The sequence below is a fragment of the Bacillus sp. JZ39 genome (assembly GCF_053903145.1).
Genome location: NZ_CP096389.1, coordinates 2,860,261 through 2,885,050, shown reverse-complemented (window position 1 = coordinate 2,885,050; position 24,790 = coordinate 2,860,261). Strand labels below are relative to the sequence as shown.

At 44.9% G+C, this 24,790-nt stretch carries 21 protein-coding genes and 1 other annotated feature; of the genes, 14 read left to right on the top strand and 7 right to left on the bottom strand.

What is annotated here, in order from left to right:
• Positions 1-52: 52 nt before the first annotated feature.
• On the bottom strand, positions 53-838 hold the full coding sequence (locus M1D65_RS14800; protein WP_276353318.1) for a blue-light photoreceptor: 786 nt from the start codon (positions 836-838) through the stop codon (positions 53-55).
• 404 nt (positions 839-1,242) lie between these two features.
• Between M1D65_RS14800 and M1D65_RS14795 the strand changes: the two genes are divergently transcribed.
• The 3 genes from M1D65_RS14795 to M1D65_RS14785 all read left to right on the top strand — a co-directional run bounded on the left by M1D65_RS14795 (position 1,243) and on the right by M1D65_RS14785 (position 4,846).
• A complete protein-coding gene (locus M1D65_RS14795) occupies positions 1,243-1,578 on the top strand; it encodes a DUF4257 domain-containing protein (protein WP_003246114.1) in 336 nt (111 codons plus the stop codon).
• A gap of 102 nt (positions 1,579-1,680) precedes the next feature.
• Positions 1,681-1,895 (top strand) — a binding site (T-box leader).
• A 109-nt stretch (positions 1,896-2,004) separates the two neighbouring features.
• Positions 2,005-4,419 (top strand): leucine--tRNA ligase, encoded by a 2,415-nt coding sequence (gene leuS, locus M1D65_RS14790; RefSeq protein WP_070547656.1) that lies wholly within the window; start codon positions 2,005-2,007, stop codon positions 4,417-4,419.
• A gap of 115 nt (positions 4,420-4,534) precedes the next feature.
• Positions 4,535-4,846, top strand: coding sequence for a rhodanese-like domain-containing protein (locus M1D65_RS14785; protein ID WP_004398993.1), 312 nt, complete (start codon positions 4,535-4,537; stop codon positions 4,844-4,846).
• Positions 4,847-4,867: 21 nt separating this feature from the next.
• On the opposite strand, the gene melA is transcribed toward M1D65_RS14785, so the two are convergent.
• From melA to M1D65_RS14760, 5 genes are read right to left on the bottom strand one after another with little or no spacing between them, the layout of a single operon-like run.
• Positions 4,868-6,166, bottom strand: coding sequence for an alpha-galactosidase MelA (melA, locus tag M1D65_RS14780; protein WP_141949770.1), 1,299 nt, complete (start codon positions 6,164-6,166; stop codon positions 4,868-4,870).
• 19 nt (positions 6,167-6,185) lie between these two features.
• Positions 6,186-7,016: a carbohydrate ABC transporter permease gene (locus M1D65_RS14775; RefSeq protein WP_014480612.1), complete on the bottom strand. Its 831-nt coding sequence runs from the start codon at positions 7,014-7,016 to the stop codon at positions 6,186-6,188.
• Positions 7,013-7,924: a carbohydrate ABC transporter permease gene (locus M1D65_RS14770; protein WP_015251409.1), complete on the bottom strand. Its 912-nt coding sequence runs from the start codon at positions 7,922-7,924 to the stop codon at positions 7,013-7,015. The genes M1D65_RS14775 and M1D65_RS14770 overlap by 4 nt, the downstream gene beginning before the upstream one ends.
• Entirely contained in the window at positions 7,917-9,197 is a 1,281-nt protein-coding gene (locus M1D65_RS14765) for an ABC transporter substrate-binding protein (RefSeq protein WP_141949766.1), read from the bottom strand. The genes M1D65_RS14770 and M1D65_RS14765 overlap by 8 nt, the downstream gene beginning before the upstream one ends.
• 33 nt (positions 9,198-9,230) lie before the next feature.
• Positions 9,231-10,265: a LacI family DNA-binding transcriptional regulator gene (locus M1D65_RS14760; RefSeq protein ID WP_041851113.1), complete on the bottom strand. Its 1,035-nt coding sequence runs from the start codon at positions 10,263-10,265 to the stop codon at positions 9,231-9,233.
• Positions 10,266-10,482: 217 nt separating this feature from the next.
• Between M1D65_RS14760 and M1D65_RS14755 the strand changes: the two genes are divergently transcribed.
• The 10 genes from M1D65_RS14755 (at position 10,483) to M1D65_RS14710 (ending at position 21,246) form a co-directional block, all read left to right on the top strand.
• Entirely contained in the window at positions 10,483-11,382 is a 900-nt protein-coding gene (locus M1D65_RS14755; protein ID WP_041851112.1) for a dienelactone hydrolase family protein, read from the top strand.
• Between the two features lie 209 nt (positions 11,383-11,591).
• Entirely contained in the window at positions 11,592-12,368 is a 777-nt protein-coding gene (gene bioW, locus M1D65_RS14750) for a 6-carboxyhexanoate--CoA ligase (RefSeq protein WP_276353397.1), read from the top strand.
• Positions 12,358-13,704, top strand: a complete 1,347-nt coding sequence (gene bioA / locus M1D65_RS14745; RefSeq protein ID WP_032726441.1) for an adenosylmethionine--8-amino-7-oxononanoate transaminase — start codon at positions 12,358-12,360, stop codon at positions 13,702-13,704. Before bioW ends, bioA begins: the two co-directional genes overlap by 11 nt.
• A complete protein-coding gene (gene bioF, locus M1D65_RS14740) occupies positions 13,694-14,863 on the top strand; it encodes an 8-amino-7-oxononanoate synthase (RefSeq protein ID WP_456270604.1) in 1,170 nt (389 codons plus the stop codon). The genes bioA and bioF overlap by 11 nt, the downstream gene beginning before the upstream one ends.
• A complete protein-coding gene (gene bioD / locus M1D65_RS14735) occupies positions 14,860-15,555 on the top strand; it encodes a dethiobiotin synthase (RefSeq protein ID WP_163116930.1) in 696 nt (231 codons plus the stop codon). The genes bioF and bioD overlap by 4 nt, the downstream gene beginning before the upstream one ends.
• Before the next feature lie 2 nt (positions 15,556-15,557).
• The gene (bioB, locus tag M1D65_RS14730) at positions 15,558-16,565 is read left to right on the top strand and encodes a biotin synthase BioB (protein WP_077671495.1); all 1,008 of its coding nucleotides are present in this window, start codon (positions 15,558-15,560) and stop codon (positions 16,563-16,565) included.
• A 68-nt stretch (positions 16,566-16,633) separates the two neighbouring features.
• Positions 16,634-17,821, top strand: a complete 1,188-nt coding sequence (gene bioI, locus M1D65_RS14725; RefSeq protein ID WP_283857547.1) for a biotin biosynthesis cytochrome P450 — start codon at positions 16,634-16,636, stop codon at positions 17,819-17,821.
• A gap of 76 nt (positions 17,822-17,897) precedes the next feature.
• Positions 17,898-18,659: an NAD-dependent epimerase/dehydratase family protein gene (locus M1D65_RS14720; protein ID WP_032726436.1), complete on the top strand. Its 762-nt coding sequence runs from the start codon at positions 17,898-17,900 to the stop codon at positions 18,657-18,659.
• Positions 18,660-18,864: 205 nt separating this feature from the next.
• Positions 18,865-19,725: a carbohydrate ABC transporter permease gene (locus tag M1D65_RS14715; protein WP_010886597.1), complete on the top strand. Its 861-nt coding sequence runs from the start codon at positions 18,865-18,867 to the stop codon at positions 19,723-19,725.
• A gap of 24 nt (positions 19,726-19,749) precedes the next feature.
• Positions 19,750-21,246: an extracellular solute-binding protein gene (locus M1D65_RS14710; protein ID WP_014480599.1), complete on the top strand. Its 1,497-nt coding sequence runs from the start codon at positions 19,750-19,752 to the stop codon at positions 21,244-21,246.
• Between the two features lie 40 nt (positions 21,247-21,286).
• Here M1D65_RS14710 and M1D65_RS14705 read toward each other — a convergent pair whose 3' ends face one another.
• A complete protein-coding gene (locus tag M1D65_RS14705; protein WP_032726434.1) occupies positions 21,287-23,605 on the bottom strand; it encodes a helix-turn-helix domain-containing protein in 2,319 nt (772 codons plus the stop codon).
• 214 nt (positions 23,606-23,819) lie between these two features.
• Here M1D65_RS14705 and rmgP point away from each other — a divergent pair, with 214 nt between their 5' ends.
• Positions 23,820-24,785, top strand: a complete 966-nt coding sequence (gene rmgP, locus M1D65_RS14700; protein WP_014665041.1) for a polygalacturonan/rhamnogalacturonan ABC transporter permease — start codon at positions 23,820-23,822, stop codon at positions 24,783-24,785.
• The last annotated feature ends 5 nt before the right edge of the window (positions 24,786-24,790 follow it).

Genomic DNA, 24,790 nt, shown 5'->3' with positions numbered 1-24,790 from the left:
TTTAGGATTTTGTCAACAATCTGAAAGATCCCGCCGGATGAGCGGGATCTTTTTACATAATCGGAAGCACTTTAACGGCATCCTTTACATTTGAATATGTTTTCAGCGACGAAAAATTGGCATCCAGTTTATTCATTTTCATAGCCAATTCAGGCTTAATGCCGGTAATGATTAACTCAGTTCCGGTCAATTTCAGCAAATGGCTCAGCTTGAAAATTTGGTCGGCCGTTTGTTCGTTCACTTGGGCCAATCCGGATAAATCAATGATCAAATAATCATCTTTGGATGTTGATAAGATATTCGTCAATGTGCAAACGATGGAATTAAATCGCTCCTCTGTCAGGTTTCCGACTAGCGGAAGAGCCGAAATGCCATTGCGAATCGGGACAATAGGAGTTGAAAGTGCAGTAATTTCCGTGAGGGAATCCTCGAGAAGCTTTTCATACTCTTTTTGCTTGGTGATGTCTTTCTGAATTCCGACAAAATACGTTTTATCCTCTATTTCCATTGGATCAATATTTAATTCATTCCAGAACATCGTTCCGTCTTTTTTGTAGTTTTGAATCTGAACGGTGACCGGTTCTTTATTTTGTAAAGCGGTTCTGATGTTGTCCACTTCTGCAGGATCTGTGTGTTTCCCCTGTAAGAAGCGGCAGTTCTTTCCTAAAATTTCCTCGATCTCGTAGCCGGTCATTTGAACAAAGCCTTGATTTACGTAGACAATAGGATTATCTTCAAGTGCGGGATCTGTAATTACCACACCGACTCGCACGTGATCAAGCGCTTTTTTGATGACTTCCAGCTGTCCTGGTATCCCAAATGATTGAAAACTAGCCATATAAATCCCCCTTAGGCCGTCAGCTTGCTATGCGAAAGCCTGATATTCCCCTTTTTTAAAATGAATTCTACAGTAACCGTAGCACAACACATGTTCTGATTCAAGCAAGTGCAGTTTGTTGTTTGTCATTAGGGCTTGTCCTCGTATACACTAAAAATAAGAACAGAATTTGAACATATGAACGGAAAGGTTTTTTACATGCTAAATAGGTGACTAGGTCAATGTCACTGGGTGAAAAATGAATCCAATGCATCAAGCTTACCGATCATGTGTTCACATATAATGGAAGAAACAAGCTTTTTACAGATTTGCCGGTATGTAGATATCGAAAATCATCGGAATCGTTTAAGGGGGCTGGATGGCCTGAAGTCGCTTTACGAAATAAGGGCTTTAGGAAGGTGATGATGAAGATGCTGCATCAGGTACTTATTGCTTGTGTAATTGGAGGAATCATGGGGATTCTCGGTCATGTGAAAAAGAGAGGCAGGCTGGAGAAGCCCAGAATGACGAAGCGGTTTATCTACCTTGGATTTTTGGAAGATTGGTTTATCGGAATGACAGCTTCCATTTTACTTGTATTATCCGCTGACCCCGATTCAGGAATTCAACTTGTCATCTTATCCATTATCTCAGGCTACGGCGGTGAAGCTGTTCTCAGAAGTTTTGACTTTGTGAGAGAACTGAACAGCGGCGGCGAACCGGCCGAGTCCAAACGTCAAACCAAAACTCCACCCGAATAATTGTCCTCAATCTTCGCCCGTTCAGGGTACATTCCCATTGTATACAAACCTGCTTGCACTTATGAACAGAATTCTATAAAATACAGTTAGATTACGGTTGCGATAAGAACAATGAAGAGGAGCAGTAAGAAACAGATATTGTTGCAGAGAGTTGACGGCTGGTGAAAGTCAATCAAGTTTGTTTCCGAACTCACCTCAGAGTTGCAGCGGTGAAAAGCCGCTGACGCATAACTGCGTTAAAAGTATCAAGTGAGTGCGGCGTATGCCGCGCTAACGAGGGTGGTACCGCGGGAAAACGAAAGTCTCTCGTCCCTTTTTGGGATGAGGGAGTTTTTTTTAGTTTGGGAATATTCTGAATATAATTCTCTCCTTCCCGTCAATACTTGAACCATACACGCCGTATTCAATCAGAAGGAGGTTTTTACTTTGAGTTTTCAGCACAAAGAGATAGAAAAGAAATGGCAAACATATTGGCTTGAAAACAAAACATTTGCCACTCTTGATAATAATGAAAAACAAAAATTTTACGCGCTGGACATGTTTCCTTATCCGTCTGGAGCTGGGTTGCACGTCGGCCATCCTGAAGGATACACAGCTACGGATATTCTGTCCCGCATGAAGCGCATGCAGGGCTATGATGTCCTTCATCCAATGGGCTGGGACGCATTCGGCCTGCCAGCTGAACAATACGCCCTTGACACAGGGAACGACCCTGCTGTGTTTACGAAGCAGAATATTGATAACTTCCGCCGCCAAATTCAAGCGCTTGGCTTCTCATATGACTGGGATCGCGAAATCAATACGACTGACCCTGAATACTATAAATGGACGCAATGGATTTTCTTAAAGCTATACGAAAAAGGCCTTGCTTACGTTGACGAAGTGCCTGTAAACTGGTGCCCTGCGCTCGGTACGGTTCTTGCCAACGAAGAAGTCATTGACGGCAAGAGCGAACGCGGCGGCCATCCGGTAGAGAGACGCCCAATGAAGCAGTGGATGCTGAAAATCACCGCTTATGCGGACAGGCTCCTTGAGGATTTGGAAGAGCTTGATTGGCCGGAAAGCATTAAAGATATGCAGCGCAACTGGATCGGCCGTTCGGAAGGCGCTCACGTTCATTTTGCAATAGATGGACATGATGATTCCTTTACGGTGTTTACAACAAGACCAGATACGCTGTTTGGCGCTACATACACTGTCCTTGCCCCGGAACACGCATTGGTGGAAAACATCACAACGGCTGAGCAAAAAGAAGCTGTTGAAGCTTATATCAAAGAAATTCAATCAAAGAGTGACCTTGAACGCACAGATCTTGCGAAAACAAAGACAGGCGTATTCACAGGAGCGTATGCGATCAATCCTGTAAACGGAGAAAAACTGCCGATTTGGATTGCGGATTATGTTCTTGCATCATACGGAACAGGTGCTGTCATGGCAGTTCCAGGCCACGACGAGCGTGATTTTGAATTCGCCAAAACATTTGGCCTTCCGGTGAAGGAAGTCGTAAAAGGCGGGAACGTTGAGGAAGCAGCTTATACTGGCGACGGCGAGCACGTGAACTCTGATTTCCTGAACGGCCTTCACAAACAGGAAGCGATTGAGAAAGTGATCGCTTGGCTGGAAGAAACGAAAAACGGTGAGAAGAAAGTGACGTACCGTCTTCGTGACTGGCTCTTCAGCCGCCAGCGTTATTGGGGCGAGCCGATTCCGGTCATTCATTGGGAAGACGGAACGTCAACAGCTGTCCCTGAAGAGGAGCTGCCGCTGATTTTGCCGAAAACGGATGAAATCAAACCGAGCGGAACGGGCGAATCACCGCTTGCGAACATTAAAGAGTGGGTGGAAGTCACAGACCCTGAGACAGGGAAAAAAGGAAGAAGAGAAACGAATACAATGCCGCAATGGGCGGGAAGCTGCTGGTATTTCTTGCGCTATATTGATCCGCACAATCCGGATCAGCTGGCATCACCAGAAAAATTGGAAAAATGGCTTCCGGTCGATATGTATATCGGCGGTGCAGAGCATGCCGTGCTTCACCTTCTGTATGCCCGCTTCTGGCATAAGTTCCTTTATGATATCGGTGTAGTGCCGACGAAAGAACCGTTCCAAAAGCTGTACAACCAAGGAATGATTCTCGGCGAAAATAACGAAAAAATGAGTAAATCTAAAGGGAACGTTGTCAACCCTGACGAAATCGTGTCCTCTCACGGTGCTGATACACTGAGATTGTACGAAATGTTCATGGGGCCTCTTGATGCTTCAATCGCCTGGTCTGAATCAGGATTAGACGGTGCGCGTCGTTTCCTTGACCGTGTATGGCGCCTATTTGTTGAAGAAAACGGTGAACTTAATGGCAAAATCGTTGAAGGCGCTGGTGAAACATTGGAGCGCGTCTATCATGAAACGGTTATGAAAGTCACAGACCATTATGAAGGCCTTCGTTTCAACACAGGTATTTCCCAGCTGATGGTCTTTATTAATGAAGCTTATAAAGCAACAGAACTGCCGAAAGAATATATGGAAGGCTTCGTGAAGCTTCTTTCTCCTATCGCGCCACACTTAGCGGAAGAGCTTTGGGAGAAGCTTGGCCATTCCGGCACAATTGCCTACGAAGCTTGGCCTGTATATGATGAAACAAAACTTGTGGATGATGAAGTTGAAATCGTTGTTCAGCTGAACGGAAAAGTAAAAGCGAAATTACAGGTTCCTGCCGATGCAACGAAAGAACAGCTGGAACAGCTTGCTCAAGCAGATGAAAAGGTCAAAGAGCAGCTTGAAGGCAAAACGATTCGGAAAATCATCGCGGTGCCTGGCAAGCTTGTCAATATTGTGGCAAACTAAGCCTAGAAAAAATCCCCTTTGCCAAAAGGGGATTTTTTTCATCAGTCTCAGAATAGCAATCGTTCAGCTGACTTTGATATACTGAACATGATCACTGTGAATAGGAGTGTTTTCTTTGGAAATAAAAGAAATCAGCACAGCCGCTTTGAAAGAAAAAATTGAGGCGGACGAAGAATTATATTTAATTGATGTCAGAGAAGATGAAGAGGTAGCGGAAGGCATGATCCCGCAAGCCGTTCATATTCGCATGGGGGATATTCCTGAAAAAATGGAAACCCTTGATAAAGACAAAGAGTACGTATTTATCTGCCGCTCAGGAATGCGCAGCATGAACGTCTGCAAGTACCTGGATGAGCAAGGCTTTAAAACAGTCAATGTTGAAGGCGGCATGATGGCATGGGAAGGCGAAACAAAACCAAAAAACTAGGGGAGAGCGGTCCCCTAGTTTTTATTTGTATTCCGGAAGCCAATCGCCGTGTGCTGCAAATAAATCGTCACACATGGAGATGATGTCCTTCATGGAAAGCTCCGCACTTGTATGCGGATCAAGCATTGCAGCTTGGTAAACCGCTTCTTTTTTCCGTGTGACAGCCGCTTCGATTGTCATCAGCTGTGTATTAATATTCGTCCGGTTTAAGGCGGCAAGCTGCTCAGGCAGTTCTCCGGCGAAGCACGGTGTAATTTTTTTTATGTCGGCGACGCATGTCACTTCCACAACCGCTTTTGAAGGAAGGTTGGTGATCAGCCCTGTATTCAAGACGTTTCCTCCGAAGGTGAATGGTTCGTTTGTTTCCATTGCTTCTATAATTCTTGAACCATATTCCTTTGAGCGTTTGTGCGTAAGGTTTTTATTGTTGACGATGTCATCCCGCATTTTCTCCCAATTTTCAATCTGCTTGACGCACCTTCTCGGATATTCGTCGAGCGGGATTTGCAGCTCGCTGATCAATTCAGGGTAATTCCGTTTAATAAAGTATGGGTGATACTCTGCGTTATGTTCGGACGATTCCGTGACATAATAGCCGAACTTATCCATTAATTCAAACCGCACCATATCATGATGCTTTGTTTTTTGTTTTTCTTTCGCTCTCCTTTTGATTTCTGGATATAAATCTGTGCCGTCTTTTTTGACTTCCAAAAGCCAAGCCATATGATTGATACCTGCGATGCGTTCCTCAATTCCGTCATGCTCCATTCCGAGAGCTTTAAATAAATCCTTCGTGCACACTTGAACACTGTGGCAGAGCCCGATTGTTTTGATATTGGTATAGCGGAGCATGGCGCCTGTAAGAGTGGCCATTGGATTTGTATAGTTTAAGAACCATGCGTCAGGGCACATTTCCTCCATATCTTTTGCGATATCAAATAAGACCGGGATTGTTCTGAGAGATCTGAATATCCCGCCGATGCCGACTGTATCGGCGATCGTCTGGCGCAGCCCATACCGTTTAGGAATCTCGAAATCGATGACTGTGCTCGGTTTGTATCCTCCAACCTGAATCGCATTGATGACATAGCCTGCGTTTTGCAAGGCGAGTTTTCTGTCATCATAGCTGTTGATGGCCACACTTGGGTTATAACGGTCTCTTAGAATTTCGAGCATGAGCTGGGATTCCTGCAGGCGTTTGGGATCAATGTCGTAAAGAGCGAACTCAAATCCATTCAGTGCTTCTGTTAACAGGCAGTCTCCCAAAACATTTTTGGCGAAAATCGTGCTCCCTGCACCGATAAATGTAATCTTTTTCATATTGCTTCCTCCTTTAATGTTAACCCTTTACCGCTCCGGAAGACAGGCCGGCAATAAAGTATTTTTGCAGCGCCAAAAACAGAACAACCATCGGCAGCATTGCCATAAGTGCCGCTGCGGCAACTAAATGAAGGTTGTTTGCGTTTTCTCCGAAAAAACCTGCCATGGCTACTGTTAATGTCTGAACCTTTTGATCTTGTAAAAAGAAAATGGCAAATTGATAGTCGTTCCAAATAAAGACACAAGAAATAATACAGATGGTCGCAGTGATCGGCTTCAGCAGAGGAAACACAATCGTAAAAAAGATTTTCAGCATGCCTGCGCCGTCAATTCTTGCGGCTTCTTCAAGCTCTTTTGGAATGGTCGATCGGATAAAGCCTGAATATAAGAATACGGTTAAAGGCATGTAAGCCGCTGTATTGATGAAAATGGCGATTGCGTGTGTATTGACCATTCCGGCGTCCACGACCATTCGGTACAAAGGAACCATGGACGTTAACGGAGGGATGATCATAATGGAAATCAGCAAGGCAAAAACGGCTTTATTCAGTTTTGTTTCCCGCCGGGCAAGCGGGTAGGCGGCAAGTGAGCCGAATATAATTAATAACAAGGCAGAAAAACCTGTGATGATCATGGTGTTTATAAAAGAGTTTCCTAGCGAAGCGCGCTCCCACGCCTCTGAAAAATTATGAAAGGAGATGTCGGCTGGAAATATCCATTTCGAACTGTAGTCTCCTTTTGCTTTCAATGAAGTGGTCAGCAGGATATAAAAAGGAATAAAATGCGCACAGGCCACAATGGCTGCAAGAAGCGTAATGATCCGCATGCTTTTTGTACGGGCGGCTCTCATGACATTTCCGTCTCCTTTCTTTTAAAGTACGCAAGCGCGCAAAAGCTGATGATCAAAATGACAAATGCCATAAATATGCCTTGCGTTGCGGCATAGCCGGCATCCTGCCGTTTGAAATACAAATCATACATAAATGTGGACATGGATTGTGACGCATTTCCGGGGCCGCCAGCGGTGAGTGCAATGATGACGTCAAACAGCTTTAAGCCTCCGATAATGTTGATGACCATATTAATGGTAATGGAGGGCATTAACAGCGGCAGCGTGATGGTAAAAAACTGCTGGCCTTGTTTCGCGCCATCCATTTGCGCCGCTTCATAGTAGTCTTTCGGAATGCTTTGCAGACCGGCTAAGTAGACAACCATAGCGATCCCGACATATTGATAGGTGTTAATCATGACAATGATCCATGGATTGAGCGAGGGACTGGCGAGCGCATTAATAGGGCTGATGCCGAAGACCCCGAGCAAATCGTTGAGCGCGCCTCCGTCATAGGAGAAGAAAAAGTACCAAATGTAGCCCATAATGAGCGGGCTGATCATCACCGGCAAATACACAATTGTTCTTGTTACCGCTTTCGTTTTAATGCTTTGATTTAAGAGCAGAGCGTACAGAAGCCCGACCACATTTTGAAAAAAGGTGCTGCCAAGCCCGTAAAGCAGAGTGTTTTTTAAGATATGCCAAGTATCAGGATCAGAAAACAGCCTTTCATATTGCGCGAATCCAACCCATTGGTAAACTTGTGAAAAGCCGTTCCAGTTTGTAAAGGTAATCAATGTGCCTTTCACAAACGGATAAATCATAAAGACCAGAACGGAGAGCAAAGCAGGAATGTACATCCACCAAAGTGAGGACTGTTTTTTTGGCTTAACCTGTTTCACATGAACGTCCCTTGCGATCTCACTCATTGTTTTCAGCTCCCTGTGTTTCCGATTGCTCCCGGAGTCGTTTATATTCTCTTCCCAGCTTCTGCGAAATGTCTTGAGGCCCCAAAATGTCAGCCGCGAGCTCCTGCCCAACCGTGCCCAGGACATCCCACATTCCGTTTGGCAAGTATAACCGGTCGAAGTAAGGCTCGACTTTGACATCTTGATAATGCTCATAATCGTTTGCGTAGAAAATATCAGCTTTCACATTGGTCAGCCCTGAAGGAAGCGATGTGGCTTCAGCCATTTGTTTGGCATTGGCCGGGCGGGCCATAAATGCGATAAATTCTTTTGCCTCTATTAATTGAGGCGAATCTTTCCATGCTGCAAGCGTGTAGCGTTCACCGCCGATCCATATCGGGTTATCACCGGGATGTATGGCGGGTGTCGGGATAATGCCGATCTTGACGTTCGGATTGATCTGGGCAACGTCTTGGCCGAGGGTGCCGCCTTGCATTGTAAAGGCGATTTTGTTTTGGGCCATTAATTCAATGAGCTGTGATTTTTTTGCCGTGACGGCGTCGATGTTAATCAATTTTTCTTTCTGCATTTGTTTGAGGATTTCTGATAAATAAGTGAATTTACTCCATTGAAAAGTGCCATTGATGAGCTGTTTTTTTTCATTATGGGCAAGGTCTGTGATGAGAAGAGGTGTAGCGAATTGGTCGTAATATTGAGCGAATGAGCTTTTGTCATAGCCGGCAAACCAGAAGGGAACAATGCTTCCCTTGCTCTTTTCTTTAATCGTTCTCAGTGCTTTGATAAAGTCATCCATGGTTTCCGGCGGAGCAATGCCGTAACGGTCTAAAATATTGCGGTTATACGCCAGACCGTCTTTTGCCTGATTGATCGGATAGGCATACACCTTTCCGCTTTTATTTTTGAGGATGCTGTTTAAATTGGGATCAAGATCTTGAGTCCATTCCATATCCCGGAGATCCGCTGTATATTCACCGTACCTGATTTTCCCCCAGCCATGTGTATCGAATAGATCTGGCAAATCATTGGCCGCCATTCTGACACGCATCATATTTTCATAGTCATTGCCTGGGAAATGAAGGCTGACATGAATGTCACTGTGTTCCTTTTCGAATGCTGCCGCTAGTTTTCTGAACGTATCTCTTTCACTGTCGGTTGACATTGTAGAATAAATGGTTAACGTCTTTTTTGCGGTATCTGCTGAGCTTTTCTCTGCTGAACACCCGGGCAGAACAAGCAGAATAAGAGAGAGAAATAAAACAAAAGTGTGTTTCATCTTTTCCTCCTTATCATCGTGATGAATCTTTGCTTATGTCACCTCCTTTGCTGTACATCCGCAGCTTTGTCTTACGATTAATGTTGTAGGCAGGGTGACATGGTGAGGAAGCGTTCGGCCATTGAGACGGTCAAGCAGCAGTTTTACGCCTGTCCGGCCCATTTCCTCTGTGTATACCTTCACCGTCGTTAAAGGCGTGCTGGCAAATTCAGCTTCCTCAATGCCGTTAAAGCTGACGATTGCGGTATCCCGCGGCACTTGCAGTCCGGCTTCCTGAAGCGCTTTTAATGCGCCGATCGCCATAGAATCGCTGGCAATAAAGAATGCTTCCGGCAGATGGCCTTGATCGATTGCTTTCTTCATCAGGCGATAGCCCTCACGCATGCTGTATTCTCCGATCAGCACATGCTCAGGCTGGGGGGCGGCTGACTCCAAAAAAGCGGTCAGGCGTTTATCTTCAATCGTTCTGCGAATGCTTTGGCCGTCCTTCAGCGTATGCTCTTTTTCTTGTCCGCCAATGTAGCCTAACCGTTTGTAGCCTAAGTCGAGAAGGTGATCAATCGCCTGGCGTGAAGCCGATTCAAAATCGATTCCAATCGAATCGTATGCTTGCGGATCTGGTGAATGATTGATAAATACGGCATGCTCCAGCCTCCCGCTGATATGCTTAACCGCTTCATCATGAACACGGCCGATGACAATGACACCATCCAATTCCCGAAAGATATGTTCCTGAAAGGAGCCGAGATGAATCGAATTTGTAATGAAAATTTCCTGTTCAAAGCATTCCTTTTCAATCCCTTTCCGAATGGAAGAAAAATAAGGGTCCTGCCTTTCCTGATCAGGGGACAGACAGCTCAGCACACCGATCAGCGGCTGAGCCCGCTGTTTTTGCCCGCGGGATTTTCGGCGTTTGGCAACGGTTTGATAACCAAGCTCTTCAGCGATGTTGATGACTCTTTGTCTCGTTTCGCCCGCAACAGAAAGCGACTCATCTTCATTTAAAATTCTGGACACAGTTGCGCTGGAAACTTTAGCTTTCAAGGCGATATCTTTAATACGAACCATGGGTATCCCTCTCATCTATTTAGTAAAATATTAACTCATCTGTTTTTGATAAATTGATACTATCATATAAAAGTAAGCGGTTACAATAATTGTTTTCGGAATATTTCGTTATATTTACTAAATATTTAGTAAATGATGTGATTTATGTTGGAAAAATAAAGGGGAACCCAGATCTGTCTCGTAAATGTGAAGTAAGCGAATAAGGAAGGGTGATGGGATGAGAGTCGAAAGAAGAAAGCAACTGTTTCGTTTGCTTGGTGATTTGCCTGATCGGAGGCCAATCAGTGTTGAGACATTACGTATTGAAGAAAGAGAAGAAAATATTGTTGAAACGCTCCTGCTCGATTTAAATGGACATGAAAAGGTGCCCGCTTATTTTGTGAAGCCGAAGAAAACAGAAGGACCGTGCCCAGCCGTATTGTTTCAGCATTCGCATGGGGGCCAGTATGATAGGGGAAAAAGTGAGCTGATTGAGGGAGCGGATTATTTGAAAACGCCTTCTTTTTCTGATGAGCTTACTTCACTCGGATACGGCGTTCTTGCGATTGATCATTGGGGATTTGGAGATCGGCGGGGAAAAGCGGAAAGCGAGATATTTAAAGAAATGCTTCTCACCGGAAAAGTGATGTGGGGGATGATGATTTATGACAGTTTAAGTGCGTTGGACTATATGCAGTCACGCTCTGATGTTCAGCCTGACAGGATCGGAACCATCGGCATGTCTATGGGAGGTTTGATGGCGTGGTGGACAGCGGCGCTCGATGACCGGATTAAGGTGTGTGTGGATTTGTGCAGCCAGGTGGATCATCACGTGCTGATCAAAACACAGAATCTTGATAGGCACGGCTTTTATTATTACGTCCCATCGCTTGCAAAGCATTTTTCCGCATCGGAGATCCAAGGCCTGATCGCGCCGCGCCCGCACCTTAGTCTTGTTGGTGTACACGATCGGTTAACGCCGGCCGAGGGCGTGGACAAAATCGAAAAAGAATTGACAGCTGTCTATGCTGGACAGGGAGCTTCTGATTGCTACCGAGTGGTCCGTTCTGCTTCGGGACATTTCGAAACAGCAGTTATGAGGCATGAAGCTGTCCGGTTTTTGCAAAAGTGGCTGTGACTGTTAAAAGAAATCGAAAAAGACCGTTTTATGTGAAAACGGTCTTTTTGTTTCCTTTTAACCAACTGCCATAAATCGATGCTTTCTTCTATTGACAGAAACAGGAGAGAATAATATATTCTAATTGTTAACCTTAAAATATAATTGGTTAACAATTAGAATGAGAAGCACTGCACGTTCTTCAGTTATCAGTGAAAGGGCGAGAAATGATGCAAGAAGAAACTTTTTATAGTGTCAGAATGAGGGCTTCTATGAATGGATCTCATGAAGACGGCGGAAAGCATATATCCGGCGGAGAACGGCTTATTCCTTTCCATGAGATGAAGCATACAGTCAATGCTTTATTAGAAAAAGGGTTATCCCATTCAAGAGGAAAACCTGATTTTATGCAAATTCAATTTGAAGAGGTATATGAATCGATAAAAACCATTCAGCCATTGCCTGTGCATACGAATGAAGTGAGCTGCCCGGAAGAAGGGCAAAAGCTGGCCCGATTGTTATTGGAAAAAGAAGGCGTTTCACGAGACGTGATTGAAAAAGCATATGAACAAATCCCTGAATGGTCAGATGTCAGGGGTGCGGTGTTGTTTGATATTCATACAGGAAAGCGAATGGATCAAACAAAAGAAAAAGGGGTGCGGGTCTCCAGAATGGATTGGCCGGACGCTAATTTTGAAAAATGGGCGCTTCACAGTCACGTGCCAGCTCATTCAAGAATAAAAGAGGCCCTTGCGCTCGCTTCAAAGGTAAGCTGGCACCCGGCAGCCGTTGCAGAATTATGCTGGTCGGACGATCCGGATTACATAACAGGCTATGTTGCGGGTAAGAAAATGGGCTATCAGCGTATTACAGCAATGAAAGAATACGGGACTGAAGAGGGCTGCCGAGTCTTTTTTGTTGATGGATCCAATGATGTAAACACGTACATACATGATCTGGAGAAGCAGCCTATTTTAATAGAGTGGGAGGAAGATCATGACTCATGATTTGATAGAAAAAAGTAAAAAGCACCTCTGGCTGCCATTTACCCAAATGAAAGATTATGATGAAAACCCCTTAATCATCGAAAGCGGGACTGGAATCAAAGTCAAAGACATAAATGGCAAGGAATACTATGACGGTTTTTCATCAGTTTGGCTTAATGTCCACGGACACCGCAAAAAAGAACTAGATAATGCCATAAAAAAACAGCTCGGAAAAATTGCGCACTCCACGTTATTGGGCATGACCAACGTTCCAGCAACCCAGCTTGCCGAAACATTAATCGACATCAGCCCAAAAAAGCTCACGCGGGTCTTTTATTCAGACAGCGGCGCAGAAGCGATGGAAATAGCCCTAAAAATGGCGTTTCAGTATTGGAAGAACATCGGGAAGCCCGAGAAACAAAAATTCATCGCAATGAAAAACGGGTATCACGGTGATACGATTGGCGCCGTCAGTGTCGGTTCAATTGAGCTTTTTCACCACGTATACGGCCCGTTGATGTTCGAGAGTTACAAGGCTCCGATTCCTTATGTGTATCGCTCTGAAAGCGGTGATCCTGATGAGTGCCGTGATCAGTGCCTCCGAGAGCTTGAACAGCTGCTTAAGGAACATCACGAGGAAATTGCCGCGCTTTCCATTGAATCAATGGTACAAGGGGCTTCCGGTATGATCGTGATGCCGGAAGGATATTTGGCAGGGGTGCGCGAGCTATGTACAACATACGATGTCTTAATGATCGTTGATGAAGTCGCTACAGGCTTTGGCCGTACAGGAAAAATGTTTGCGTGCGAGCACGAGAATGTCCAGCCTGATCTGATGGCTGCCGGTAAAGGCATTACAGGAGGCTATTTGCCAATTGCCGTTACGTTTGCCACTGAAGACATCTATAAGGCATTTTATGATGATTATGAAAACCTAAAAACCTTTTTCCATGGCCATTCCTATACAGGCAATCAGCTTGGCTGTGCGGTTGCGCTTGAAAATCTGGCATTATTTGAATCTGAAAACATTGTGGAACAAGTAGCGGAAAAAAGTAAAAAGCTCCATTTTCTTCTTCAAGATCTGCACGCTCTTCCTCATGTTGGGGATATTCGGCAGCTTGGCTTTATGTGCGGTGCAGAGCTTGTCCGGTCAAAGGAAACCAAAGAACCTTACCCGGCTGATCGGCGGATTGGATACAAAGTTTCCTTAAAAATGAGAGAGTTAGGAATGCTGACAAGGCCGCTTGGGGACGTGATTGCATTTCTTCCTCCTCTTGCCAGCACAGCTGAAGAGCTCTCGGAAATGGTTGCCATTATGAAACAAGCGATCCACGAGGTTACGAGCCTTGAAGATTGATTCCTGGTTAAACGAGCGGTTAGACATAGTAAAGGAAGCCGGCGTACACCGTAACCTGCGGTCAATGAATGGGGCACCGGTTCCAGAGAGGAACATTGATGGCGAAAATCAAACGGTCTGGTCCTCAAACAATTATTTAGGGCTCGCAAGCGATAGACGTTTGATCGATGCAGCCCAAACAGCATTGCAGCAATTTGGGACAGGAAGCAGCGGTTCACGTTTAACGACAGGCAATTCGGTCTGGCATGAAAAGCTAGAAAAGAAGATTGCCAGCTTTAAACGGACAGAAGCGGCCCTGCTGTTTTCGAGCGGTTACTTGGCCAATGTCGGTGTCCTTTCATCCTTGCCAGAAAAGGAAGATGTCATTTTAAGTGACCAGCTCAATCATGCAAGTATTATTGACGGCTGCCGACTTTCTAAGGCTGATACAGTTGTTTATCGGCATATTGATATGAATGATCTTGAAAACAAGCTGAATGAAACACAGCGTTATCAGCGCCGTTTTATCGTAACAGACGGGGTATTCAGCATGGATGGCACAATCGCCCCTCTTGATCAGATCATCTCACTTGCGCAACGCTATCATGCCTTCGTGGTCGTTGATGATGCCCATGCAACAGGAGTTTTGGGTAATTCGGGAGGAGGAACGAGTGAATACTTTGGTGTTTGTCCTGACATTGTGATCGGCACCTTAAGCAAAGCTGTTGGTACGGAAGGAGGTTTTGCGGCAGGATCAGCGGTCTTCATCGACTTTTTGCTGAACCATGCCAGAACATTTATCTTTCAAACCGCTATTCCGCCAGCCAGCTGTGCGGCTGCTCACGAGGCTTTCAACATCATTGAAGCCAGCAGGGAAAAACGACAGCTTTTATTTTCTTATATCAGCATGATCAGAACCAGTCTGAAGAATATGGGTTATGTCGTGAAAGGAGATCACACGCCGATTATTCCCGTGGTCATCGGCGATGCCCATAAAACGGTCCTATTTGCTGAAAAGCTGCAGGGCAAGGGAATTTATGCTCCTGCCATTCGGCCGCCGACCGTTGCGCCGGGTGAAAGCCGTATTCGAATTACAATCACGTCTGACCACAGTATGGGTGATATTGATGATTTGCTGCAAACATTTCATTCAATCGGAAAGGAGCTGCATATCATTTGAGGGGTTTTTTTGTGACGGGAACTGATACAGAAGTAGGGAAAACGGTTATATCCAGCGGTCTTGCTGGCTTATTGAAAGAACATAATAGAGATGTCGGTGTGTATAAACCATTTTTAAGCGGGATATCGCGTCATCATCCAGATAGTGATACAAGTTTGCTGAAAGACATGTCACAGACCGGTCTTTCTCATGAAGACATTACGCCTTTTGCCTTCAAGGCGCCGCTTGCACCATACGTTGCAGGGAAACTCGAGGGAAAGACTGTCACCATGGAAGAGGTTTTAAGCCATTGGGGGCGGATTAGAGAAAAACATGAATGCTTCATCGTAGAAGGTGCAGGCGGTATTTCTGTGCCATTGGGAGAGGACTATTTGGTCAGTCATGTCATAAAAGCGTTGCAGCTTCCCATGATTATTGTGGCACGTCCTCACCTTGGAACCATTAATCATACCTTTTTAACTGTCAAATATGCAGAAAGCATGGGGCTTCCAATTGCCGGAATTATCATCAATGGAATCAGTGACTCTCCTGATGAAGATGAAAAAACCAATCCTGAGATGATTGAGCGCTTATGCGGTGTTCCGATTTTAGGGGTTACGCCAAAGCTTGCCAACGTTACGAAAGAAACGGTTCTACATATGGTAAAAGACCATATCAATCTATCATTACTGATGAATCAAGTGGGGGTATGAGAATGAATCAATGGATGGAACTTGCAGACCGGGTGCTGGCTGGAGCAGAAGTGACTGACGAAGAGGCGCTTTCAATATTACATTGTCCTGATGAAGATATTTTGCTATTAATGCATGGAGCTTTTCATATCAGAAAACACTTTTATGGAAAAAAAGTAAAGCTCAATATGATTATGAATGCGAAATCGGGGCTCTGCCCGGAAAACTGCGGTTATTGTTCACAGTCTGCGATTTCGAAAGCGCCGATTGAGTCTTATCGGATGGTGAATAAGGAAACGCTGCTTGAAGGCGCGAAGCGGGCGCACGATCTGAATATTGGCACATATTGTATCGTGGCAAGCGGCAGAGGGCCGTCTAACAGAGAAGTGGATCAGGTCGTAGATGCGGTTCAGGAAATTAAAGAGACGTATGGACTGAAGGTTTGTGCGTGTCTCGGACTGTTGAAGCCAGAGCAGGCGAAGCGTCTCAAAGATGCCGGAGTAGACCGCTATAATCATAATTTGAATACGTCACAGAGGAACCATTCAAACATCACGACCTCACATACATACGATGACAGAGTCAATACGGTTGAAATCGCAAAAGAATCGGGGTTGTCTCCGTGTTCAGGCGCCATTATCGGGATGAAGGAGACGAAACAGGATGTCATTGACATCGCCAAAAGCTTGAAGGCTCTTGACGCGGATTCCATTCCTGTGAATTTTTTGCATGCAATAGATGGCACGCCGTTAGAAGGCGTCAACGAATTAAACCCGCTGTATTGTTTAAAAGTGCTGGCGCTGTTCCGTTTTATCAATCCATCAAAAGAAATTCGCATTTCCGGAGGAAGAGAGGTCAATCTCCGCACATTGCAGCCATTAGGGCTTTACGCCGCAAACTCCATTTTTGTCGGAGACTACTTAACAACTGCCGGGCAAGAGGAGACGGAGGATCATAAAATGCTGAGTGATTTAGGCTTTGAAGTTGAATCAGTCGAAGAAATGAAGGCTAGTTTAAGTGCGAAAAGCTGAAAGAATCAATAAAAGCAATCGGTATGATGTCGATTGCTTTTATTTTTGAACAGAAAGGAGAAAATCACGTGACAATTGCATCGTCAACTGCATCTTCTGAGTTTTTGAAAAACCCATATTCTTTTTACGACACATTGCGAGCTGTTCATCCTATCTATAAAGGGAGTTTCTTAAAATACCCGGGCTGGTATGTCACAGGATATGAAGAAACGGCTGCTATTTTGAAAGATGCGAGATTCAAAGTCCGCACCCCGCTGCCTGAGAGCTCGACCAAATATCAGGACCTTTCACATGTGCAAAATCAAATGATGCTGTTTCAGAACCAGCCTGATCATAGACGATTGCGGACGCTTGCCAGCGGAGCGTTTACGCCGAGAGCGACAGAGAGTTATCAGCCGTATATCATTGAAACTGTCCATCAATTGCTTGATCAAGTGCAAGGTGAAAAAAAGATGGAGGTCATTTCGGACTTTGCTTTTCCTTTAGCAAGCTTTGTCATAGCTAACATTATAGGTGTACCTGAGGAAGATAGGGAGCAATTAAAGGAGTGGGCTGGGAGTCTCATTCAAACGATTGATTTTACCCGGTCAAGAAAGGCATTAACAGAGGGCAATCATATGGCTGTGCAGGCTATGGCATATTTCAAAGAGCTGATTCAAAAGCGAAAACGCCACCCTCAACAGGATATGATCAGCATGCTCTTGAAGGGGAAAGAAAATGATAAGCTGACGGAAGAGGAGGCGGCATCTACGTGCATATTGCTGGCGATCGCCGGACATGAGACAACGGTTAATCTCATCAGCAATTCAGTCCTTTGTCTGCTGCAGCATCCAGAACAGCTTTTGAAACTGAGAGAAAATCCAGATCTTATTGGTACCGCAGTTGAGGAATGTTTACGCTATGAAAGCCCCACGCAAATGACAGCCAGAGTTGCGTCAGAGGATATTGACATCAGCGGGGTGACGATCCGTCAAGGAGAGCAAGTCTATCTTTTGTTAGGAGCGGCTAATCGAGACCCAAGCATTTTCACGAACCCGGATGTCTTCGATATTACGAGAAGTCCTAATCAGCATCTTTCATTCGGTCATGGCCATCATGTTTGTTTAGGGTCCTCGCTGGCACGATTAGAAGCGCAAATTGCGATTAACACTCTTCTGCAGCGGATGCCCAGCCTTAAGCTCGCGGATTTTGAATGGCGGTATCGGCCGCTTTTTGGATTTCGGGCGCTTGAGGAGCTGCCGGTGACTTTTGAATAAGCCTAAGAATATGAGTGCCAAAAAAGTGTCAGCCCCGCCGAAAATGGGCAATCTATAAAAAAGGGGAGTGAACATCGTGAAAAAAGTGCTGATCGCCGGCGGAAATGGTGTGATTGGGAGACTGCTTGCTGAAGGGCTTATTTCAGACTATGAAGTGACAGTGCTTGATAAAGATCATTTCGATGGCAAAGTCTCTTCCATTCAGGCTGACGCGGCAAATTATGAGGAGCTGTTGAAGAAGATTCCAAAAGATACCGATGCCATCTTGAATTTACTCGCTGTTAAAATCAAATACGATATTATGGACATCGCTGAGTTTGAAAAAATGACGGATGTTTTCTATAGGGCAAGCTATTATCTGTGCCGTGCGGCAGCGGAGCTCGGCATTCAAAAGCTCGTGTTCGCCAGCAGCAATCATGTCACAGATGTATACGAAAAAGACGGGCGCTCGCTCTTAGGACGGGAAATCACAACAAGCGATTATCCGCTGTCAAAAAACTTGTACGGTGTATTAAAGCTGACCTCTGAACAGATTGGCCATTTGTTTTATTTGGAAAATAAGCTATCAGTAATCAACCTTCGAATCGGAACAGTCGTGACAGATGAAATGGATACGCTGCATGAAAAAGAACGGACGAAAAAGACACTGCTTTCTCACCCCGATCTGCTGTCGATTTTTAAAGCCGCTATTGAGACCAATATCCGGTACGGCACTTATTACGCCGTCTCTGATAATCCGGGCCGGCCATGGTCCATTGAATCTGCCGTGAATGAACTTGGGTTTTCGCCACAAATCAATACGGCCGAACTTCTGAACGAGGAGGAGAACGGAGCATAATCATTTTCTAAGATTATGCTCTTTTTCTTTTGTTATCGGTCTCAATTCGCGGAAGCCCCCGCCCGGCCAGGGACTCTGTTCAAATGATTATAGACATGGCAATCACAGATTTGCTACATTTTAGACACGATATCGTCACATGCTGAGCTCGGTTTTCAAAATATGATAACGCTTACAAAGAGAGGTGGGAGCTATCGCACATTCACTGAAAAACCGTCTGTTTGATATGTTGATTTATGGTTTCTTGCTGATGTTCGCTTTAATATGCGTACTTCCGTTCATTCATGTCATCGCAGCATCCTTTGCCACAGTAGAAGAAGTCGTGTCGAAAAAATTTATTTTAATACCGACCACTTTTTCGCTAGATGCTTATCGCTACATTTTTTCAACAGATATTATTTATAAGAGTTTGCTTGTTTCTGTGTTTGTGACAGTGATAGGCACTGCGGTCAGCATGTTTCTTTCTTCACTGATGGCTTACGGGTTATCCCGCCGTGATTTAATCGGCCGGCAGCCGCTCATGTTTCTCGTCGTATTTACGATGCTGTTTAGCGGCGGCATGATTCCGACTTTCCTTGTGGTCAAATCGCTTGGATTGCTCGATTCTTACTGGGCGCTTATTTTGCCGACAGCCATTAATGCCTTTAACCTGATCATTCTGAAAAACTTCTTTCAAAATATCCCGTCAAGCCTGGAAGAGTCCGCGAAAATTGACGGGTGCAATGATCTGGGCATATTCTTTAAAATTGTGCTGCCGCTGTCTCTTCCTGCGATCGCAACGATTTCACTATTTTATGCAGTCACGTATTGGAACACGTATATGACAGCGATCTTGTACTTAAATGATTCAGCAAAATGGCCGATTCAGGTGCTTCTGCGCCAAATCGTCATAGTATCAAGCGGTATGCAGGGGGATATGTCTGAAATGGGGTCGGGCAGCCCGCCGCCTGAGCAAACCATTAAAATGGCGGTCATAGTGGTGGCGACCATCCCGGTTCTGCTTGTCTATCCGTTTATACAAAAGCATTTTGCAAAAGGAGCTTTGCTGGGATCTGTCAAAGGATAAAGAAATATGAAACGGAGGGGTACGATGGGAAACAAATGGAGGGTGCTTTTGATTGTGCTTGTACTGGCACTCGGCGGAGTGCTGGCGGGCTGTAAAGGAGCTGATCAGTCTTCGGCTGAAGGCAAAGCTGGCCCAGATTCAAAGGTAAAGCTGTCTTGGATGGCGATTTTGTATCACCAGCAGCCGCCGAAAGACAGGGCGATTAAAGAAATTGAAAAGCTGACAAATACAGAACTCGACATCACCTGGGTTCCAGACGCGGTGAAAGAAGACAGGCTGAATGCGGCGCTTGCAGCCGGGAATCTTCCGCAAATCGTGACGATCCAGGATATTAAAAATTCGTCAGTCATGAATGCCTTCCGGTCAGGAATGTTTTGGGAAATTGGTGATTATATCAAGGATTATCCCAACTTAAACAAAATGAACAAACTCATTAATAAAAATGTGACAATTGACGGCAAGCTCTACGGGATATACAGAGAGCGCCCGCTTTCCAGACAGGGGATCGTCATTCGGAAGGACTGGCTGGACAATTTAAATTTGAAAACCCCGAAAACGTTGGATGAGCTTTATGAAGTGGCCAAAGCATTTACGGAGGACGACCCGGACAAGGATGGGAAAGATGATACATTCGGGCTGGCAGACCGTAATGACTTGATTTACGGCGCGTTTAAAACGATTGGCTCGTATGAAGGCATGCCGACAGATTGGAAGGAATCAGGCGGCAAATTCACGCCTGATTTCATGACACAGGAATACAAAGACACGATGAACTATATGAAGAAGCTGCGTGATAACGGGTATATGAATAAGGATTTTCCCGTCACAAGCAAAACCCAGCAGCAGGAGCTGTTTTCGCAAGGAAAAGCCGGAATTTATATTGGCAATATGGTAGATGCGGTCAATCTGCGCGACCATGCCTCTGATAAATCGATGAAGCTCGAGATCGTCAACCGCATAAAAGGCCCAGATGGGAAAGAGCGGGTATGGGCATCAGGAGGCCATAACGGCGTGTTTGCTTTCCCGAAAACGAGTGTGAAAACGGAAGCTGAGCTTAAACGGATCTTGGCTTTTTTTGACCGAATTGCCGAAGAAGATGTCTATAGCCTGATGACTTATGGCATTGACGGCGTTCATTACAACAAAGGTGAGGACAAAACGTTCACACGCAAAGAAAGCCAGGTAAAAGACTGGCAGACTGATATTCAGCCGCTGTCCGCCTTAATTGCCATTGATAAAGCCTACTTAAAAAACACTGGAGATCCGCTTCGGACGGCGTACGAGGAGCTGACCGAGGACAATGAAAAGATTATCGTCTCAAACCCGGCTGAAAGCCTGTATTCCGCATCGGAGTCGGAACGGGGGGATGAACTGAAGAAAATCATTGATGATGCGACCTACAAATATATGATTGGAGACATCACAGAAAGCCAGTTCGATAAAGAAGTGGAAAAATGGGAGTCAAGCGGAGGAAAACAAATTATTCAGGAATACGAAGAAGCATTTAAACAAACAAAATAATGTTGGAAAAACCCAAAACGCGCAAGCGGTTTTGGGTTTTTTACATGCTTCTTTTTTGCTGGCGGTAGTTTCCCGGTGTAATCCCCTCCAGCTTTTTAAAAGACCTGATAAAATTTTGCGAGTTTTTATATTTCAGCTTTTCGGCAATGTCCTTGACCGCCATGTCTGTTTCGGCAAGCCAGCTTTTCGCCATATGGTGTCGGTAGCTTGAGACATACTCGCTGAATGAAATACCCATTTCTTTTTTGAAAATGCTGCTTAAATAATTTGGGTTGTAATGCAGCCTGCGCGCGATTTCGTCCAGTGTCAATTCGGATTCAAACTCATGATGGATGATATGAATGATGTTGTCGGAAATATTTTTGTACTGGGCATCCGCGCGGGCGTTCACTTTGTCTGTCATCGGATCAATAAACTCATTCTTTAGCCAGTTTTCGGTATCCTCGAACGTTTTCAGCTCAAAAATTTGATCATACAGCATTTTGTTTTCTTCAAGCTCAAACAATTCGATCCCGAGTACATGCATCAGCTCAATCACATGGTTCAAAAAACGGGCGATGGCGATTTGAAATTGATACGGGTTGGTGTTCTGGGTGAAAATGGCTTGCAAAATCGCGTGCAGGCATTTATCCGCTTTCTCCTTGTCTCCTGCTTTGACAGCATCGAACAGCTCATGCTGAAGCTGCTTTGGAAAATGGGTTTTGAAGGTTTTTTTCTGGTCAAGGTCTTCGTAAAAGATGATCGACTTGTTTTCCGCTTTAAGCCGGTATTTCAACGCTTCTGAGCCTTCCGCATAGGCTGTTTTCGCTTTTGTCAGCACATCAAACGGCTGGCTGATGCCGATGCTGACAGACAGCTGCAGCTCAGCTTCCGCTTTTTCCTGAATCATCCTTGCAGTCTCATTCAGCTCAGCTATGAATTCTTCTTTTGTCCCGCTTTGGTTGATCAAAATCGTCGCCTGCTGTTTGTCAACTACGGCGGGGGCAAGATGTTTGTCCGTCGGGATGCTGCGCTCAATCATGCTGTTGACGGCAAACAAAAGCAGATCCATATCTTTTTTCTCATAAGGCGTATGATTCAGTGTGTCAATTTGGAGCACAAGCAGGGCAAGGTGCCGCCAATTTTGCTTTAAGCCGAGGCTTTCAAAACGGTTATCAACCTCCTCATCCGTCAGTTTTCCAAGCATAAGCCTGACCATAAAATATTGCTGCAGATGAGTGGCCTGCTGCTTCATCGTTTCCTCAAGGTCGTCATTTCTGTCCTTCAGCTGCTTAAAGCTCTGTTCAATTAACTCAAATTCATTTTGAGGAGGCTGCTGTTTCTCTTGTATGGCTCCATGTCTTGCGAATGATTCGTAAAGCATCCTGATCGGCTTGTAAAAATGGCGGGAGCCCAGCCAAGAGAACAATAATGAAAGCGTTAACAAAATAAGGCATACTGCAAAAGTGATCCAGCCAATTGACTTGGCTTCTTTTTTTAGCTCGGGCAGGGAAACGAGAGAAAAATAAGTCCATGTATTATAGTCAGATTTTTGATAGGTGACTTTATAATGAATCCGGTCAATCACTGTTTCAAACTGTCCGCTATTGGCGGTTTGCGCCAGCACTTTTTGGACAAAGCCGTCGTTATGAAGAGATTCACCGACATCAGACATGTTGTTATGAAGGATAATGCGGCCTTTTTCATCGATGATAAACAGGTTGTTGGCGTTTGAATAGCCAGGCATATTTTTGACAAGCGAACAGCTCGGAATGCTTGCGGCGGCCAATCCTTTTGTATTTGTGCTGTTCAAAGGAAGCTGCTTAATTAAATTGATATTGTAGCGGCAGTTTTCTGCTGTGCTTTCTTTGGTTGAAATCAAATGATTGTTTTCCTCAAGCGTCCAATAGGAGCGGCTCGCTTTGTGTTTCGTGTACGCTGAGGCTGCTTCATGAAGAGTGTCTGTATTCAAACGGTACAAACCGGAATTGTTCATGTACCATTTTTTCGTATAACTGACTAACGTCATGTTGGACAGATCGGTATCAAAGCTTTGCAGATAATTGAGCTCTTGGTTCACTTGGTTATAGATTTGAAATTGGTCTGAGTGCAAAGGCTCGGACAATGTGCGAAGGAGAGGCGGCGAACTCACATAGTGGGTTAAAGAGTGATCGACGGTTTTCAATATATGCTCGATGCTTTGCTGGGTCTGCTGGAGTGTGTCGAATTTTTCCTCCGAAACGTTGGAAATAGCCGTTTTCTGAGAGTGCTCGTACGAAAACAATCCGACCAAAATAACCGGAATGGTGCTGAGCAGGCAGAAAAACGTGATCAGTTTGTAGTAAAACTTGTATTGGCTTCTTTTCATAAAACCCCCCATTTCATAACATCCACTTCACCTTAATACAATTAATCCAAAGATTGATAGATATTGTCAATAATCATTTTCTAATATCGGTGTCTTTTTTTCAGGTGGACCTGCTGAACCCTTGATTATAAAGGGATAAAACAGGATGTGATCATATGATTGTAGACGGACTTTTGCCTCTGCGCTACAGTGAATGCAAGAACCCGTGAAAGGAGGCTAGGAAAAAATGAAAACAGCAGAAGCGCAAGCGCCGGCTGTTGATGCAGTCATTTTTAAAAAAGAAAAAAGAAAGCGCTTACTAAGTAAGCTGATTCAGCAAAAATATTTGTACTTGATGATTTTGCCAGGGTGTATTTATTTTTTGCTTTTTAAGTATGTCCCGATGTGGGGAATTGTGATTGCGTTTCAGGATTATCAGCCGTTCCTCGGCATTTTGGGCAGTGAGTGGGTGGGGCTGAAGCATTTTATCAGGCTGTTTACTGAGCCTACATTTTTTCTCTTGTTAAAAAACACGCTCGTGTTATTTGCTTTGAACCTGGCCATATTTTTCCCGGTGCCGATACTGCTGGCGCTTTTATTGAACGAAGTGCGGATTGCTCTCTTTAAAAAATTTGTTCAGACGCTGATTTATATCCCGCATTTTATGTCTTGGGTCATTGTTGTATCGCTTTCGTTTGTGCTGTTAACGGTAGACGGAGGCTTGATTAATGAACTGATTGTGTTTTTTGGCGGTGAAAAAATCAATTTTCTGCTGAACGAAGAATGGTTCCGGCCCCTGTATATTCTTCAGGTTATCTGGAGGGAAGCGGGCTGGTCGACGATCATTTATCTGGCGGCCATTACAGCGGTTGACCCCCAGCTGTATGAAGCGGCGAAAATGGACGGAGCGGGACGGCTGCGGCAAATGTGGCATATTACGCTGCCCGCCATTAAAAGCGTTATCGTCGTTTTGCTGATTTTGAAAATCGGAGACACGCTGGAGCTTGGCTTCGAGCATGTGTATTTACTGTTAAATGCGACTAACAGGGAAGTGGCGGAAATTTTTGATACGTATGTTTATACTGCAGGGCTGAAACAGGGCCAATTCAGCTACAGTACAGCAGTCGGCGTATTTAAAGCGGCGGTCGGGCTGATTTTGGTCATGCTAGCGAATCGTTTGGCGAAGAAATTTGGCGAGGAAGGAATTTATTAAGAAAG